The organism is Paraburkholderia sp. AV2, from assembly GCF_054968425.1.
On the sequence record NZ_JBANLK010000049.1, the window covers coordinates 1 to 17,296 of the forward strand.

The window sequence follows — 17,296 nt, forward strand, 5'->3', positions numbered from 1 at the left end:
GCAGGCGCTCCATCACGAACCGCCAGCACCAGCCGCCGTGCCAGGCGCCATGGACCAGAACGAACGTATACCCCTGCTGGTGCCCCGCCTGGTTGCCAGCCGATACGGTTGATGTTGCTTGATGCATGTGAGTGCCTCCATCGGCAACCCTGATATAGTGGATCTATAGCTGGCGCTTCGAACGACCACCATTAATCCTTCGCTGGCGCACCGGACTTCGTGGCAAGAAAACGCCGGTTGTCAGCACGCCTCCTGAAGACCGCAATGATGCACCCGCTCTGGTGCGAAGCGCACTATTGCTTCGGTGCCGAGGTTCGCCTCGTTCTTTGAGGTGCTCGCCGGACGGCGACACCAGCATACACTCTTGCACGTACAACTGCGCCCTCGCGTCGGACTTCTCCGCCGTAGAGCAAGCAGCAATTCGCAGGCACGATGTACCGGGTCAGCAGGAATCGAACCCGTCGCTCCGCACACTTACGCGACGTCGCCCAGACGAAGCCACGCACCGACGAGGCACAAGCTGTCCGTGCCGCGAGCTTCAGTTGGCCTGCCCGGAAGACCGACTCCCCTCTTGTGCATGACACGGTGAAGCCGGTTGTCATCGCCATGCCATCTGGCGTCCCTACCCTGCCGGAAAACAATTTCCTCGCAAGGCATGCCGTCAGCCCATTCACCCTCCGAGCAGGCTTCGCTGCGGGCCACCCGCAACACCGCCATTGCCAACACCGTCATGATGACCCTGCAGATCGCAACGGGCTGGCTGACCGGCTCGCATGCCATCGTTGCCGACGGCATTCATACGCTGGTGGATCTGGTCGTCGACGCCCTCCTCTTCCTGCCGCTACATCCGGGCCGCGGGCCGCTCGCGGCATGGCTCGCAGGCCGAGCCGCCTGGTTGCCGGCCGTTGCGGCGGCAGCGCTGCCGATCCTGGCCGGCAGCGAACTGATCTGGCACAGCCTGGCGAACGCGGAGAGTAGCGGCACCAAGGCGGCTTCCGCGCAGACCATTGCGCTTTGCGTGGCCCTACTCGTCGTCGCGACACGCGGATATGCCGCGCGCCACCTGAGCGCCGCGGCCGCCCGGATCGATGCCGTGCATGCTCGCATCGTCGACGCGCTGCGAGCCGGCGCCACGCACGCGCTGGCCGACGCGATATCGGCCGCCGCGGCGGCGGTCGGCGCGGTTGGCACGATGACAGGCATCGCACATCTGGACCGGATGGCCGCGCTGCTGATCGGCGCCATGATGCTCGGCATGGGACTCCTGCAGGAGGACGGACTCGTCAGGCGCTATTGCCGGCGCGTCCGGGCGCGCCCCGCCTGAACGACACTCGCCGGTCAGGGCGATATTTTTCCCGTCAGGCCGGAAGGCATGCCCTCCAGCGTCGTCGTCACGCGTGCCGGATCGGCGTCGATCTCGCGCTCCGTGAAGCGGAAACGTTGCCATTCGCCCCGCGCGAATTCGCGCGTCGCGTCCGCGAAATGCGGCGATGCGGGATCGTCCGATAGCGAGTGCGCGAGCATCGTGTCCGCGTCCACTCCGTCCTCGCCGAAGCTCACCACCTGGAGATAGCTGTCGCCGTGGCCGTTGCGATCCATCGCGTAGCCGCCCGGGTCGAGCGGGTGCTGCGGGCACACCACCGTGAAATAGCCCGCCTCGCCGCAACCGCCGTAGAGCGGGACACGCCCGGCGCCGCGCTGCGTGTAGAGCAGCTCGCCGCGTGCCGAGTCGGGTGCGAAACCATACCGGCGCAGCGCGCGCACGGCGTCGCCCAGCGCTTTGCGAAGCGCCGCGACGGTCTCCTCATCGTCCGTCTTCAGGCCGCGCGGCGTATCGAGCGGCGCCGCGGGATCGAACGGTATGCGGTAGAGCTGCTGCGGCGGCAACGTGCTAGCGCGCAACCAGAACTCGTCCCAGAGATTGGCGCCGCGCGCGCCGGTGCGCGCCGTGCCGTCCCAGGCTTCGAGCACGCTGCACGCCGTGGCGATATCGGCGGTGTCAGGCGCCCCCGCCGGCGTGGCACCCTTGCAGAGCGCTTCGATCAAGGGCTGCCGGAACAATGCCGCCGACATCGATCGGCTGTCGAGCACGCCCGCTTCCAGCGCGGCGCGCGTCACTCCACCCGGCGTGCGCTGCAGTTGCGCGGCCAATTCATGGCCGAGGCGCGTGCGCAGCGTCTGGACCGTGCCCGTCTCCCCCGCGACGCGGGGAAAGCCCATGAGCGGCGCCGCCGGATTCGTCAGCCAGTAGCTGCCGTTGAAATTGCCGACATAGTCCTCGCGCGCCATGCCTGGCATCTGCGCGACGGGCAGCGTGCCGCCTTGCGGGGCGCCGGGTTCGCTGCGCCAGGCGCAGGCGCTTCTCGATCCGTCGAGAAACGGCACACCCGGCGCCTTCGCGTCGAATGCGCGTCCAGGCGGCGGCGTGCACGCCGTCGCCAGCGCATCCGGTACGCCCGGCATCGCGCCGATATCCGCGAACCAGACGCGCGGATCGTTGCGGCCGATCGCGAACGTGTTGACCCACGGCGTCGCCACGAAGCGCTTCTGGATCGCGATGAAATCGTCGAGCGACTGCGCGCCGTCCCACGCGAGGAAATTTTCGAACACGCGCGTGTTGTCCGCGTTCACGTCGCGCAGCGCGAAAGCGTGCTGCGCGTTCCACGCGAGCGCGGGCGACATCGACGAGAGATCGATCAACGGACCGAAGCGCGAGCGGTACAGCGTGCGCGTGACCGGCGCGAGCGAGCCATCGGGGTTGCGTGCCTTCACGGTGAGCGACACCGCCGTCATCGCTTCGGGGCGGCCGTCGTAGAGGTAGTGCGTGGGCTCGCCGGGCACGAGCGTCAACTGGAAAATGCCGAAGCGTCGCGCCGACGACACGGTGTGCGTCCACGCAACGTTCTGGTTGAAGCCGAGCATCACGACCGGCACGCCGAGGAACGACACGCCCGCGACATCGAGCTGGCCGGGTATGGTCAACTGTGCCTCGTAGAAGCGGTCGGGGCCGCGCCAGAACCAGTGAGGATTGCCAAACAGCAGGCTCGCGCCGTCGCGCGTCTTCCCCGCACCGAACGCCAGCGCGTTGCTGCCAATGCCTTCGTGCCCGCCCACCTCCAGTTGCGCGGGCGCGAGGGCAATTGCCGGCGCTGCGTCGTTCGCCGCGCGCGGTACGGGCAAGGCCGAAGGCGCAGCCGTCGGCGGCTGCGCCTTCGCGATCGGCTCGACGAAGCGCGCGGCTCCGCCCGCGAGCGTCGCCGCGATCAGGCGGCGGTACACGTCGTCGGCGTCGACAGGCCGCAGCCAGGCCGCGTTGGCGCACGCGGCGTGCGCGCCCGGAAAGTCTCCCCGGCGCAGATCGTCCAGATAGCGGTCATAGCCCGCCGCGAAACCCTCCACGAGCGCGCGCGTGCGCGGCGTCTGCGCGGCGCGGAAGCGCGCGACGGCGTCGGCGTCGTCGACGAGGCGAAAAAAGAAGTCGGCATCGAGGTTGCGCGGCTGCCCGAACGTCGCCGCAGCAACGGGCCGCGCATCCGGGCCGAAGTAGGCAGAACGCTCGCCGCGGAACGTCACGAACGCGTCGGCAAGCGTGCAGAGGTTGTCCTGTGCCTGCACGTAGCCATAGCCGTAGCCGAGGCTGCCCCAGTCGCGCGCCAGCACGTGCGGGATGCCGTCCGCGGTACGGCGGATCTCGGCGTGGTAGGGCTCGGTGCGCACGGTGTCGGGCCGCGCGCAGCCGGCCAGCAGGACGGCCCCGGCAAAGCCGGCCGCCAGGGCGATTGCAACGGCGAATCGTTTCATCGGGAAAACCTGAAAAGCAGAAAATTTCGGCATGCCTGGATTCAATGCGCGAAGCTGATGGGCATGCCGCCATCCGGGTGCGGCACCGTGCCCATCGGGATACCGTAGATCGCGCTGAGCGTCTCGGCGCGCATCAGCTCGGCGGCGGGACCGCTCGCGAGCAGGCTGCCGCCCTTGAGCGCGATGAGGTCGTCGCAGAAGCGGCCAGCCATGTTGATGTCGTGCAGCACCACGACTACGCCGATGCCGCGCTCCTCGCAAAGGTGCCGCACGAGCGCGAGCACTTCGATCTGATGCGCGATGTCGAGCGCGGAGATCGGTTCGTCGAGCAGCAGGCAGTCGCTGTCCTGCGCGACCAGCATGGCGAGCCATACGCGCTGGCGCTCGCCGCCCGAAAGGCTGTCGACGGCGCGATCGGCAAAGCGTAGCACGTCGGTTTGCTCCATCGCTTCGAGCACTTTCTGCGCGTCGGTGCGCGAGAAGCGGCCGAGCGCGCCATGCCACGGATAGCGCCCGAGCGCGACGAGCTCGCGCACCGTCATGCCGTCGGCGGCGGGCAGTTGCTGTGGCAGATACGCGACCTTGCGCGCGAACGCGCGGCTCTCCCACTCGGCGAGCGGCCGGCCCGCGAAGCTCAGTGTGCCCGTGCTGGGCCGCTGCTGGCGCGCGAGCAGCTTCACGAGCGTCGACTTGCCCGAGCCGTTGTGGCCGATCAGGCCAACCATGCGATGCTTCGAAAGGGTTAGCGACAAGGGCTTGAGCAACGTGCGGCCACCGGCGTCGAACGACACGTTGTCGAGCGCGAACAGCGTTTCGGCGGCGGACCGCGACGCACCTGCCGGAGCGTCATCGACACGGCGCACCTGCACGGCTTGATCGACCGGCGCTTCGACGCCGAGGTCCGGCGCGACCGGAGCATTCACGTTCATGAGGCGGCTCATTGGATTGCGAGTGCGGCATGCGGCGCGCCGCTGTAGCGCGCGAGCAGGTCGTCGCCGGCGCCGGCTTCGACTAGCTGGCCGTATTCGAGCTTGATGTAGCGGTCGGCCAGATGGAAATAGCGATCGTCGTGCGTGATCACGAGCACCGTCTTGCCCTTCGCTTTCAGCTCGGGCAATAGCTCGCGGTAAAACACGTCCTTGAAGAGCGGGTCCTGGTCCGCGGCCCATTCGTCGAACACGTAGAACGGCCGGTCCTCCAGATAGGCGACGAGCAGCGCGAGCCGCTTGCGCTGGCCTTGCGAGAGTTCGAGCGTGGAAAACGCACCGTTCTGGATGCTGACCTTGTGATCGAGCTGCAGGTGCACGAGCAACTGCTGCGCCGAAGCCTCGAGCCCGTCGAAACGCAGGCCGAGCAGGCTGTCGAACAGGAAGAAGTCGCTGAACACCACGGAGAACAACTGGCGATAGCTGTCACGCCCGTCTTCGCCCACCGGCGCGCCGTTCAGCAGAATGCGGCCGCTTTCGGGCGGATACAGGCCCACCAGCATCTTCGCGAGCGTGGTCTTGCCGCTGCCATTGCCGCCGATCAGGTACACGAGTTCGCCCGGCCGGAACGTCAGGTCGATCGGCCCGAGCGTGAACACTTCGTTCTCCTTCTCGCGAAAATAGCGGTGCGTGACGCCGTCGAGCACGATGCTCTCGAAGCCCACTGCGGTCGGCGCGCCCAGCCCGCTTTCCACGGGCAGTTCGGCATTGACCTGCTCGATGCGTTCGAGCGCCACGCGCGCCGTGCCGATGTTCGGAATGGCGGAAAGCAGCGACTCGATCGGCATGATCATGTAGAGAAACACCATCGCATAGCCGGACATCACGTGCGTGTCGACCGGAAAGAGCCGCGCGACCACGAACAACGTAATGCCGATGAAGACGAACAGGATGAAGCTGCCCCAGCTCGCGGCGGCGGCGTACAGCACGTAGCCGCGCGTGCGCTGCACGCGCACCGCTTCGACGTTGGTCGAGAGCGTGTCTTCGATGAAGGCGCTGCGGCGCTGGCGGTGCAGCTTCAGTTCCTTCGCGCCGTCGAACAGCGCGCGGAAATGCCTGACGAGATCGTCCTCGCGCTGGCGCGAGGCGCGCAGGTGAAAGAGCGCGCGGCCGTTGGCCACGCGAAAGCCCGCTGCGCCAATGCCGATGGTGAGGATCGCCACGAGCAGGATCTGCCACGACAGCACGCTCAGATAGGCGAGGCAGCCCACGATCACCGCGCTTTGCATGGCGAGCGCCGGCATTCTTACGAACAGCATCACGATTGAATCGAGATCCTGCGTGAGCACGGCGAGCGAGCGCGCCGCGCCCTGCTGTTCGAGATGGCGGAACGAGGCGTCGCCGAGCCGGCGTATCGTCTGCATGCGCAGGTTGGCCTTGGCGCGCTGGCCGAGGTCCATGAAGAGCGTCTGCGAGACCGTGCGCGTGGCCAGCACGATTACGCCGAGCACGAGGAACTGCCAGCCGAGGCGTGCGAGCTGCGCGCTCGACGCGGAGAGCGCCTGGTTGATCAGCGCAACGAGCCCGGCATTGCCGAACCCGCTGACGAGACTGGCGACGAGCGCGACGAACAAGGTCCAGCGCGAATTGCGTGCGAGCTTCAAGAGCAGAGACATGTCACTCCTTGTGACGGTGCATCAGGAACCGGGCCCGCTCTGTGGCGGGCGCCGGAACATCGTGAGGATCAGGTAGAGTCCGCCGAGCAGCGTGGCCATCACGCCGGCCGGCATTTCCTGCGGGAACAGCATCCAGCGGCCGAGCCAGTCCGACGCGATCATGAGCGTCGCGCCGAGCACGGCCGAGATGAGCAGCAGCGGCATGGCGCGGCTCACACCGAGCATGCGCGTCATGTGCGGCGCCATCAGGCCGATGAACGACAGCGGCCCGATCACGAGCGTCGCCACGGCGCTCATCACCGCACTCAGCATCAGCAGGCCGAAGCGCGCGACGGCGAGATCGACGCCGAGGGCCTTCGGCACGGCATCGCCGAGCGGCAGGATTTCCAGCCAGCGCCGGCACAGCGGCACGGCGGCGAGCGCGGCGAGCGCCGCCGCCGCGACGAGCGCGGCCATCCACGGGCCGACGTTGTAGGTCGACCCGGCCAGCAGGTTGTAAAGAATGATCACGCGTGGATCGCCGCTCGACACGGCAATGACGGAGATCGCCTGGAACGCGGCGGAGAGCGTCATGCCCGCCAGAATCAGCGTGTCGGGCGCGAACGACGAAGCGCGCGCGAACACCACGAGCGCGCACAGCGTGAGCACAGCGCCGCCCGCGCACCAGATCAGGTAGGTCGGCAAACCGGGCTGCGCGGTGAGGAACAGCGCACCGGTCAGGCCGAGCGCGCCGCCCGCCGAAATGCCGAGCAGATCGGGGCTCGCCATGGGATTGCCGGTCATGCGCTGCACGATGCCGCCGGAGAGCGCCAGCAGCACGCCCACGCCGAGCGCCGCCACGACGTGCGGCAGGCGCAGGAACAGGAGCGCCGCGGCTTCGTGAGGACTGCTCAGATGCCAGCCGTGGAGCCCGCGCCCGAGTGTGAGCGACACTGCGATCACGAGCACGAGCAGCGCCGCGCAGGCGAGCGCCGTGATCCGCAGCCCGCGCGCCGACAAAGGCGCCGGGCGCTCGGCGGGAGTCTGGGCGAGGTCCGGCCGCCCGCGCAGGCGCCGCAGCATGATCAGCAGAAGCGGCGCACCGAGCAGCGTCGTGATCGCACCGGTTGGAATCGCCATGCCAAAACGCGCGACGCACAACTGCGCGAACTGGTCCGCGAGCCACAACAGCGCGGCGCCAAGAAGCGGCGACCAGACGATGCGCTCGCGCAGGCGCCGAGCGCCGGCGAGGCGCGCGAGCGACGGCGCGGCAAGACCGACGAAGCCGACCACGCCCACCGCGCTGACCACGAAGGCCGCGATCAGCAGCGCGAGGAACAGCGCGAAGCCGCGCGTCGTGCGCAGCGATACGCCGAGGCTCGACGCCACCGTGTCGCCGAGGTCGAACACCGCCATCGGCCGCAGGCACAGCAGCAACAGGGCCACGCACGGCACGAAGCGCGCGCAAAGTGCCGCCGCCACGTGCCAGTCGTTCTGCGCGAACGAGCCGCCGCCCCACACCAGCAGGCCGCTCAGCAGATCGTAGTGGGAAATGGCCAGCGCGAGGCAGAACGCCCCGCCGCACAGGTTGACGATCATCCCGGCGAGGATCAGCGCGAGCGGCGACATTCCGCGCCGCGCCGCCAGCGCGAACACGGCGGCCAGGGCCACCGCGCCGCCGGCCAGCGCAACCGCGTCGCGGCCGCCGGCGAGCAGGAACGGCGCATAGACGGTGGCAAGCGCCAGCGCAAGCCAGGCGCCGGAAAACATCCCGAGCGTCATGGGTTCGGCAAGCGGATTGCGCAGCACCTGCTGGGTCGCGACGCCGGCGAACCCGAGCGCGGCGCCGCACAGCAGCGTGACCGCGACGCGCGGCAAGTCGCTGTAGTGGACGAGCAACTGCGGCACGTCGCCGGGCGACGGCGCCACGAGGGCCTGCCACCACAGCGCGGCAGGCAGGCGCGCGTCGAGGCGCAGCAGGAACAGCAGCGCCGCCAGCGCGAGGAGCCCGCAAACGGGCAAAAGCGGCGTGCGCCGCATCGGCACTAGGGAGAGGGTCGCGGCGCTCTTCATGTGGGCTCCGCGGTGGATGTCCGCGCATCGAGGCGGGCCTCGCCCAAAGCGTTGGCCAGTGCGTTGGCGAAATACTGCGCGCTCAGGATGCCGCCTTCGGGCGGCACGGACGCCATGCCGATCATGCGGCCCTCGCCGGCGAACGGCATGGCCTGCCAGACGCGGCTCGTCTTCATCATGGATGCCGTCGGCGCGGGCAGCGGCTTCACATAGACGAGCGTCGCGCGGGGATCGGCGTCGAGCGCGTCGAAACCGATCGTCGCGTAGGCCGCGGCGTGGTTCGCCTTGCGCCAGCCGTTCTGCAACCCGAGCTTTGCCAGCAGCTCACCGAACAGGCTGTGCGCGCCGAACACGCGCACGTGCGACTCGTCGATGAAACGCACCATATAGACCGACGCGCCAGCCGCGGCCGGCAGCGCATCGAGCCGCGCACGGGCGGCATCGATTGAACGCTGCGTCTGCGCGACGGCCGCCTCGCCGCGTGCCTCGCAACCCAGGAGGCGTGCCAGCCGCAGCGTTTCGGCGCACGCCGCCGTATAGGGCGCCGGGCTGGCGCGGAACATGCCGAGCGTCACTGTGGGCGCGATACGTTCGAGCGACGCGCGCATCGCCGCGTGCGCGGGCGTGATGACGATCAGATCGGGCTTGAGCGCCAGCATCAGCTCCATGTTCGGCTGGAACATCAGACCGAGATCGACGACCGAAGCGGGCACCGGGCAGGCCGTGAAGTTGCGCCGGAATCCCGGCGTGTTCGCCATGCCGACCGGCACGACGCCGATCGCCAGCATGAGCTCGGCGAGCCCCCAGTCGAGGACGATCACGCGGCGCGGCACGGCCGCGCGCGCTCTAGCACCGGCGGTCAGCAGCGCGCCACCCAGGAGCGCGGTGAGCAAGGTCCTGCGGTTCATTGCATGAGATCGGAAAGAAGGGATTGCATCGTATCGGCCATTGCAGCAGGGCCGCTCGCGGTACGCGCGCGCGCCTCGTCCACGGCGCGCGCGAAGGCGTCGAGCGTCGGCGCCGCGAATAGCGCGGCGAGCTCCACGTCCGCCGCGAGCTCGCGTGCCACGCGCCGCTGCACCTTGAGACTCAGAATCGAGTCGCCGCCCAGCTCGAAGAAATGGTCGTGCCGCCCGATGCGCTCGACGCCCAGCACCTCGCTCCAGATTCGCGCGACCGCAGCTTCCGTCTCGCCTTGCGGAGCAACGTAATCTTGCGTCCTTGCGGACTGCGGCACCGGCAAGGCGCGCCGGTCCACCTTGCCGTTCGGCGTGAGCGGCAAGCGCTCGAGCACGACGATCGCAGCCGGCACCATGTAGTCGGGCAGCGTGCGCGCGAGTGCGTGCTTCAGCGCATGAGGGTCGAGCGCAGCGGTGGGGGCCGGCGTGACGTTGGGAGTCACGCCGGGAGTGACATATGCAATGAGCCGCGCGCCACCCGCCGTTCCGTCCACCAGCGCGACGGCCTCGCGCACGCCCGGCTGCGCGAGCAATGCCGCCTCCACCTCGCCCAGTTCGATGCGGAAGCCGCGCAGCTTCACTTGCTGGTCGAGACGGCCGAGATAGTCGAGCGCGCCGTCGTCGCGCCAGCGCACGAGGTCGCCGGTGCGATAGAGGCGGCCGCCCTGCGCGTCGAACGGATCGGGCACGAAGCGCTCGGCGGTGAGCGCGGCGCGGTGCTGATAGCCGCGTGCGAGACTCGCGCCGCCCAGATAGAGCTCGCCGGCCACGCCGCGCGGCGCGAGGTTCATCGCGGCGTCGAGCACATAGGCCACGCGCTCGCCGATCTGCCGGCCGATGGGCGCCCAGGCGCCGTCGAACGACGCATCGACATCCCACGCCGTCGGCGCGATCACGGTTTCCGTCGGCCCGTAAGCGTTGATCAGGCGGCAGTCCGGCAGTGCCCGGCAGGCCGCCTGCATCGCCGCCGCGGCCCACGCCTCGCCGCCGACGATGCAAAGCCTCAACGCCAGCGCCGCTGCGTCGAGCGCCGGATCGGACACGAGATTGTTGAGATACGACGGCGTGAGGAACACGACCGAGACGCGCTCGCGGCGCATCTCGTCGAGAAGGCGCGCCGTCGACCAGCGCGCCGCATCGGCGATCACGAGCGCCCCGCCCGCGCAGAGCGGCACAATCCAGCGCTCGTGTGCGATGTCGAAATTGATCGACGCGAAGTGCAGCTCGCGGTCGGCGGCGCGCATACCGTAGCGCGCCGCGATCGCGTCGCAATGCATCGTGAGGGCGCCGTGCGCAACGCCCACGCCCTTCGGCCGCCCTGTCGAGCCCGACGTGTAGATCACATAGGCGAGGTTTTCCGCATGCACGGGGCACGCGGGATCGTGCGCCGGCTCGCCGGTGAGGTCGAGCGTGTCGAGATCGAGCACGGGCAGTGCAAGCGGCGTCGGCAGCGCAGCGCGCGCACCGGACTCGGCGATCACGAGGCGAATGCCGCTGTCTTCGATCATGTACGCGAGGCGCTCCGCCGGGTAGGCGGGATCGAGCGGCACATAAACGCCGCCCGCCTTGAGCACCGCGAGCATGCCGACGATCATCGCGGCCGAGCGTCCGGCCGCGATGCCCACCCGCACTTCCGGCCCGACGCCTTCGCGCCTCAGCCGATGCGCGAGCCGGTTGGCGTGCGCGTTCAGTTCGCCGTAGGAGAGACGCGTGGCGCCCGCGACCAGCGCCGGCGCCTCGGGTTGCTCTGCGGCTCGGGCTGCGATCCGTTCGTGCACCGGCACGCGCGCGGACGAAGCATGACCCGCATGTTCGGCGCGGCCGAGTGCGAGGAGCACCTCGCGCTCAGTGTCATCGAGCAGATCGAAGGTACCGGGCGCGCGGTCGGCCGCGTCCGGCGTGAGCGCCACCTCGCGCAGCAGCCTCGCCATGTGTTGTGCGATGCGCGCGATGTCGCCATCGCCGAACGCGTCGCGCGCATAGCGAAAGCCGAGCCGCAGCGTCTCTCCCTGGATCGCACCCAGTGTCAATGCGTAGCTGGTTTCGTCACGCGCCGCTACGTTGTCGATCGACAGGCCGCCCGGAGAAGACTCCTTGAGCACCGCGTCGACGGGATAGTTCTCGAACACGACGAGGCTGTCGAACAGTCCCTGCCCGCTCGCGCCGGCCCAGCGCTGGATCTCGTACAAGGGCGTATGCGCATGCTCCTGCGCGGCCATGCCCTCGGCCTGCAACTCGCGCAACCAGTCGCCCAGGCGCGCCTGCGCGCGCGGCGCCGCGATCACGGGCAGCGTGTTGATGAAGAGCCCGAGCAGTTGTGCGGCACCCGGCAGATCGGCGGGACGGCCCGCGAGCGTCGCGCCGAACACCACGGCGGGCTGGTTCGTATGTCGCTGCAACAGCAGCGCCCACGCACCCTGCAGCAGCGTATTGACGGTCACGCGCGCCTCGCGCACGAAAGCGACGAGACGCGCGGTCGTGGGCGCGTCCAGTTCCACCGTGTGCAGTCCGTAGCCGCGCGCCTGCGTCTCGCGCTTGCCGAATGCTTCCGCGAGCCGTGTGGGTCCGTGAAGACGCGCGAGCTGCGCCTGCCAGTGCGCGGCGCTCGCCGCTCCGTCATGGTCGCGCAGCCAGCCGATGTAGTCGCGATAGCGGCCGCCGTGCGCGGGCAGGGGTTGCCCGCTGTAGTGGCGCAGCACCTCGCCTAGTAGCTGCGAGACGCTCCAGCCGTCCAGCAGCACGTGATGATGGGTCCACACGAAGTGATAGCGCCGTTCGCCCGTGCGCACGAGCGCGAGCCGATAGAGCGGCGCGCGCGTGAGATCGAAGCCCTGTTCGAGCTGCTGCGCCGCGAGCGCATCGAGCGCCGCAGCGCAATCGGTACGGGAGCGCCAGTCGTACTCGACGAGCGGCAGGTCCACGACGCGCGCGACCCATTGCAGCCAGCCCTCGCCGTGTGCCACGAAGGCGGTGCGCAGGATGTCGTGACGCTGCGTGAGCGCCGTCCACGCGGCGCGAAAACGCGCGGCGTCGAGACCGTCCAGATCCACGCGCAACTGGTTCAGATACGCGCTGCCGCCGCGCGCGTATAGCGAGTGAAACAGCATGCCGGCCTGCATCGGCGTAAGCGGATACAGGTCGGCCACTTCGTTCATCGCGAGCGGCAGGCGGTCGAGCTCGTCCTGCGTGAGCGCGGCCAGTTCGAAGTCCGAAGGGGTCGCAGCGGCGCTGCGGCTGGTGCAATGCGCGATCAGTTCGCGCAGCGCGTCGTGCAGCGCGTCGACGAGCCGGCCGATGGTCGTGTCGTGATAGCGCGCACCGCTGTAGGCAAGCGTTAGCGTCAACGCGCCGTCGAGCACCTTGCCGCTCACCGAAAGCGCGTGCGCAAGCGGTGCGTCGGCGGCCTGCGAGGCGCCCGGCGTCTCGCGCGCCGGCTGCCACGCCTCGCCGCCGTCGAAGCTCTGGTCGAACTGGCCCAGGTAGTTGAACACGACCTGCGAGGGCGCAATGGCCGCGAGCGCGGCGCGATCCGCATCGGCGCCGAGGTAGCGCAGTACGCCGAAGCCCAGGCCGCGTTCGGGCACGGCGCGCAGCATCTCCTTCACGCGCCGCAACGCCGCGCCCGGCTCGCCGCACGGTTCGAGCACGACGGGATAGAGGCTCGTCAACCAGCCAACCACGCCGCTCAAGTCGATATCGTCGAACAGGTCTTCACGGCCATGCCCTTCCACGTCGATGCGAATGCGTTCCGTGCCGGCCCACGCGCACAACGCGCGGCCCAGCGCGGTCAGCAGCAGGTCGTTGACCTGCGTGCGCCACGCGGCCGGCGCCTCGTGCAGAAGCTGGTGCGTCTCGATGGGATCGAGCGCGAGCGTTGCGTGGCGCCGATGCGCCACGGTATTCGCGCCATCCGGCAGATCGCACGGCAGCGCCGCGATCGCACTGCCCCTCTCCTGCCAATAGCGCACCTGCGCGCGCAGCGCGGGCGTTTGCGCATGCGCTGCGAGGCGCGCGGCCCAGGCATCGGTCGAAGCGGCGGCGGGCAACGCAAGCGGATGCCCGCTTTGCAAAGCGGCATACGCGCTGCGTAGTTGCGCGAGCAACAGTCGCCACGACACTCCGTCCACCGCCAGGTGATGGATCGCCAGCAACAAGCGCCAACTGCCGTCGGCAATCTCGATGGCAAGCGCGCGCAGCAGCGCCCCGCCGTTCAGGTCGAGGCTGCACTGGGCTTCGTCGCACAGCGCGGCGATCTCGTCTTGCGTCGCGGCCTTGCGCACCCACAGCAGCGTCTCGGGCGGCGGCGCCTCGCCGTGGCGCGCGCGCCATACGCCCCCTGCACTCGCCGTGTCCTGCGCGAAACGCAGGCGCAGCGCGGTGTGATGCTGGACGAGCGCATGCAATGCGCGCGCAAGCAGCGCCGTATCGAGCGGCTCGCGGCTCGTGAGCAGGACGGCTTGGTTCCAGTGATGCCGCTGCGCATGCGGCAAGTCGAAGAACCACGCCTGCATCGGCAGCAGCGCCGCCTCGGTACCGGCGGGCGCGGCCGTGACCGCAGCCGGCGCGACCGTGCCGAGCGGCTGCGCCACCGCGGCGAGCTCCGCCACCGACTGACGCTCGAACAGTTGACGTGGCGTCAGCTTCCAGCCGGCCAGCCGCGCGCGCTCGACGATCTGCAGGCTCAGGATCGAATCGCCACCCAGCTCGAAGAAGTTGTCATGGCGCCCTACCCGCGCCACGCCCAGCAGTGGCTGCCAGATCGCCGCCAGCGCGCTTTCGGCTTCGCCTTGCGGCGCTTCCCACGCACGTCCGGGCGCCTGGGGCGGAGGCAGCGCGCGCCGGTCGAGCTTGCCGTTCGGCGAGAGCGGGAAGCGTTCGAGTTCGACCCACGCCGCCGGCACCATGTAATCGGGCAACGCCGCCGCGAGCCTTGCCGCGAGCGTGTCGCGATCGAGGCGATATCCGTCGCGCGCGCTCACATACGCGACAAGCCGCTTGCCGTTCGGCCCATCCTGCGCCGCGACGACCGCCGTCTCCACCCCTTCCTGGCGCTGCAGCACCGCTTCGATTTCGCCGAGCTCGATCCGCAGGCCGCGAATCTTGACCTGATGATCGAGTCGGCCCAAATAGTCGAGCGCGCCGTCGGCGCGCCAGCGCGCGAGATCGCCGGTGCGGTAGAGCCGCGCGCCGGGCTCGAACGGATCGGGCACGAAACGCTCGGCCGTGAGTGCGGGGCGGTCGAGGTAGCCGCGCGCGAGCCCCGCGCCGCCCAGATAGAGTTCGCCCGCCACACCAACGGGCAGCGGATTCAGCGCGGCGTCGAGCACATGCGTGCTGACGTTCGCGATCGGCCGCCCGATCGGCACGACCGGATCGCCCGCGCGGCAGGTCCAGTGCGTGACGTCGATGGCGGCTTCGGTCGGACCGTAGAGGTTGTGCACCTGCACGTGCGGGAGGCGTGCGAGCGCGCGGTCCTGCAACGCAGCGGGCAGCGCCTCGCCGCTGCAGATCACATGGCGCAGGCTTGTGCAGACCGGCGCCTCGCCGTCGAGCGCGGCGACGAAAGCCTGCAGCATCGGCGGCACGAAGTGCAGCGTCGTGACGCGATGGCGATCGATGAGCTCGACGAGACGCGCCGGGTCGCGATGATCGCCGGGCCGCGCGAGCGCGAGCCGGGCGCCCGTCATGAGCGGCCAGAAGAACTCCCACACGGATACGTCGAAGCTGAACGGCGTCTTCTGCAACACGGTGTCGCGCGCATCGAGCCGATACGCCGCCTGCATCCAGACGAGCCGGTTGAAAAGCGCGCCATGGCGGTTCGCCGCGCCCTTCGGCCGCCCGGTCGAGCCCGAGGTGTAGATCACGTAGGCGAGGTTGTCGGGATCGAGCGGTGTATCGGGACACACCGGGGAACACACCGCGGGACGCTCGGCGCACTCGCCCGAAAGATCGAGTGTGTCCAGTTCGAGCACCGTACACGCGGTTTCGGGCGTGCACTGCGCGGCGAAGCGTTCGCGCAACGCGCGCTGGATAAGCAGCAGGCCGATGCCGCTGTCCTCGATCATGTAGGCGAGGCGTTCGGCCGGATAATCGGGGTCGAGCGGCACGTATGCGCCGCCCGCCTTGAGAATCGCCAGGAGGCCGACGACCATCTCCAGGGAACGCTCGACGCCGATGCCCACCTTCACATCCGGGCCGATACCGAGCCGCCGCAGCCGCTGGGCCAGCCGGTTCGCGCGCGCGTCGAGCTCGCCGTAGGTCAGCGTCGTGTCGTCGAACAGCAGCGCGCCCGCATCGGGCGTAGCTGCGGCCTGGCGCTCGAACAGCCGGTGCACGGGCACGGGCACGCCGTAATCGGCGCGCTGCGTACTCCACGCCGAGAGACACGCGCGCTCGTCATCGTCGAGCCAGGGCAGCTCCGCCACCGCCCGGTCCGGCTCGCGGCACAACGCAACGAGCAGCGCCTCGTAGTGGCCGAACAGCCGCTCGATGGTTTGCTGGCGATACAGCGTGCCGTCGTAGCGCGCGGTCACGCGCACTGCCTCGGCGCTCACGCGCACGTCCACGCTCAGATCGAAGCGCGCAAGCGGACTTTCCGCATCCACGATCTCGACTTCGAGCCCGTCTAGCGACAGCTTGCCCGCCGCCGCGGGGCCCTGCACATTGAAGAGCGTCTGGAATAGCGGATGGCGATCCGCCTCGCGGCGCACGCCGAGCGCATCGACGAGCATCGGCAAGGTCACGTCGCCGTGATCGAGCGCCGCACGCGAGTCGTGCCGCACGCTTTCGAGCAAGGCGCGCGCGCTCATGGACGGCTCGATGCGCGCGCGATGCACACGCGTGTCGACGAACAGGCCAATCAGATCCTCGCACTCCACGAGTGTGCGGCCGCTCGTCGGCACGCCGATGCAGAAGTCGGCGCTCCCCGCGTGACGCCAGAGCACGAGCTGGTACGCGGCCATCAGCACGACGAACGGCGTGCAGCGTTCGGCCTTGCAGCGTGCGCGCAGCGCGTCGAGCGTCGCCTCGCTCAACGCAAACGTATGCGTGCGCGCGACGCGCTTCGCCTGCGGCGCGCGCGGGAAATCGCCCGGCAGCTCGAAGCCGTCGTCGGACGCACCGATGTACTGCTTCCACCATGCGAGGTCGGCGCTCGCCTTCTCGCCGGCGAGCTGTGTGCGCTGCCATGCGGCAAAGTCGGCGTACTGCCACGCGAGCGCATGCCCTTCGCCTTGCCCGGCGCCGTTCGCCACGCTTCCTGCATCGAGATCGGCGTGATCGGCGCGATCGGCGGTCACGCCCTGCACGGCATCGCGATACGCCCGCGCCAGCTCGCGCGCGAAGATCGCATTGGAGCCGCCATCCGAAATCAGGTGATGCACCACCACCGAAAGCACGTGCCGCTGCGCCGAGAGCTTCACGAGCCGAAAGCGCGCGGCGCCCTCACGCGCGAAATCGAACGGGCGCGCCGCCTCGCCGGTCAGTACCGCGTCCAGTGCCGCCGCGAGGGCTGCGTCGGGCTCGCTTCCATCGGCAGCGGCGGCATCGGCGGCGTCAGCGGCCGGCGCCGCCAGATCGAGCACGTCGAGCGGTGCGTCGGCGGGCAGGTCGGCGATCTGGTACGGCGTGCCGTCACGCTCGGCAAAACGCGTACGCAACACCGCCTGGCGCTGGCGCACGCGCGCCAGCGCGAGACCGAGCGCGGCGGTATCGAGCGGCCCGCGCAAATGAAACGCGCGGGCGAGATGCCAGGCCGTGGACTGCGGCGCAAGCCGCTGCATGAACCACATGCCCTCCTGCAAGGCAGACAGCGGCTGCCAGGCGTGGGCAATGCCGGACGGGCTCATCGATCGATACGCGTGAAACTGCATGGCAGCGCCGC

At 69.5% G+C, this 17,296-nt stretch carries 7 protein-coding genes; 1 reads left to right on the plus strand and 6 read right to left on the minus strand.

Going from position 1 to position 17,296, the window contains the following annotated elements; all coding sequences use genetic code 11:
• Positions 1-655: 655 nt before the first annotated feature.
• Positions 656-1,324, plus strand: a complete 669-nt coding sequence (locus V8683_RS25715) for a cation efflux transmembrane domain-containing protein (RefSeq protein ID WP_411191299.1) — start codon at positions 656-658, stop codon at positions 1,322-1,324.
• A gap of 14 nt (positions 1,325-1,338) precedes the next feature.
• Here the strand turns inward: V8683_RS25715 and V8683_RS25720 are convergent, their stop codons facing one another.
• Genes V8683_RS25720 through V8683_RS25745 form a run of 6 tightly spaced genes read right to left on the minus strand, consistent with a single transcriptional unit; the run spans position 1,339 to position 17,285 of the window.
• Positions 1,339-3,801 carry a penicillin acylase family protein gene (locus V8683_RS25720; protein WP_411191301.1) on the minus strand — a complete coding sequence of 821 codons (2,463 nt, stop codon included), beginning with the start codon at positions 3,799-3,801 and terminating at the stop codon, positions 1,339-1,341.
• Between the two features lie 41 nt (positions 3,802-3,842).
• Positions 3,843-4,730 (minus strand): ATP-binding cassette domain-containing protein, encoded by an 888-nt coding sequence (locus tag V8683_RS25725; protein WP_411191302.1) that lies wholly within the window; start codon positions 4,728-4,730, stop codon positions 3,843-3,845.
• Positions 4,731-4,738: 8 nt separating this feature from the next.
• Complete coding sequence (locus V8683_RS25730; protein ID WP_411191303.1) at positions 4,739-6,403, minus strand: cyclic peptide export ABC transporter; 1,665 nt, start codon at positions 6,401-6,403, stop codon at positions 4,739-4,741.
• 21 nt (positions 6,404-6,424) lie between these two features.
• A complete protein-coding gene (gene fhuB / locus V8683_RS25735; protein ID WP_411191304.1) occupies positions 6,425-8,455 on the minus strand; it encodes a Fe(3+)-hydroxamate ABC transporter permease FhuB in 2,031 nt (676 codons plus the stop codon).
• Positions 8,452-9,363, minus strand: a complete 912-nt coding sequence (locus tag V8683_RS25740) for an iron-siderophore ABC transporter substrate-binding protein (protein WP_411191305.1) — start codon at positions 9,361-9,363, stop codon at positions 8,452-8,454. The genes fhuB and V8683_RS25740 overlap by 4 nt, the downstream gene beginning before the upstream one ends.
• Positions 9,360-17,285: an amino acid adenylation domain-containing protein gene (locus V8683_RS25745; RefSeq protein ID WP_411191306.1), complete on the minus strand. Its 7,926-nt coding sequence runs from the start codon at positions 17,283-17,285 to the stop codon at positions 9,360-9,362. Before V8683_RS25745 ends, V8683_RS25740 begins: the two co-directional genes overlap by 4 nt.
• Positions 17,286-17,296 lie beyond the last annotated feature (11 nt).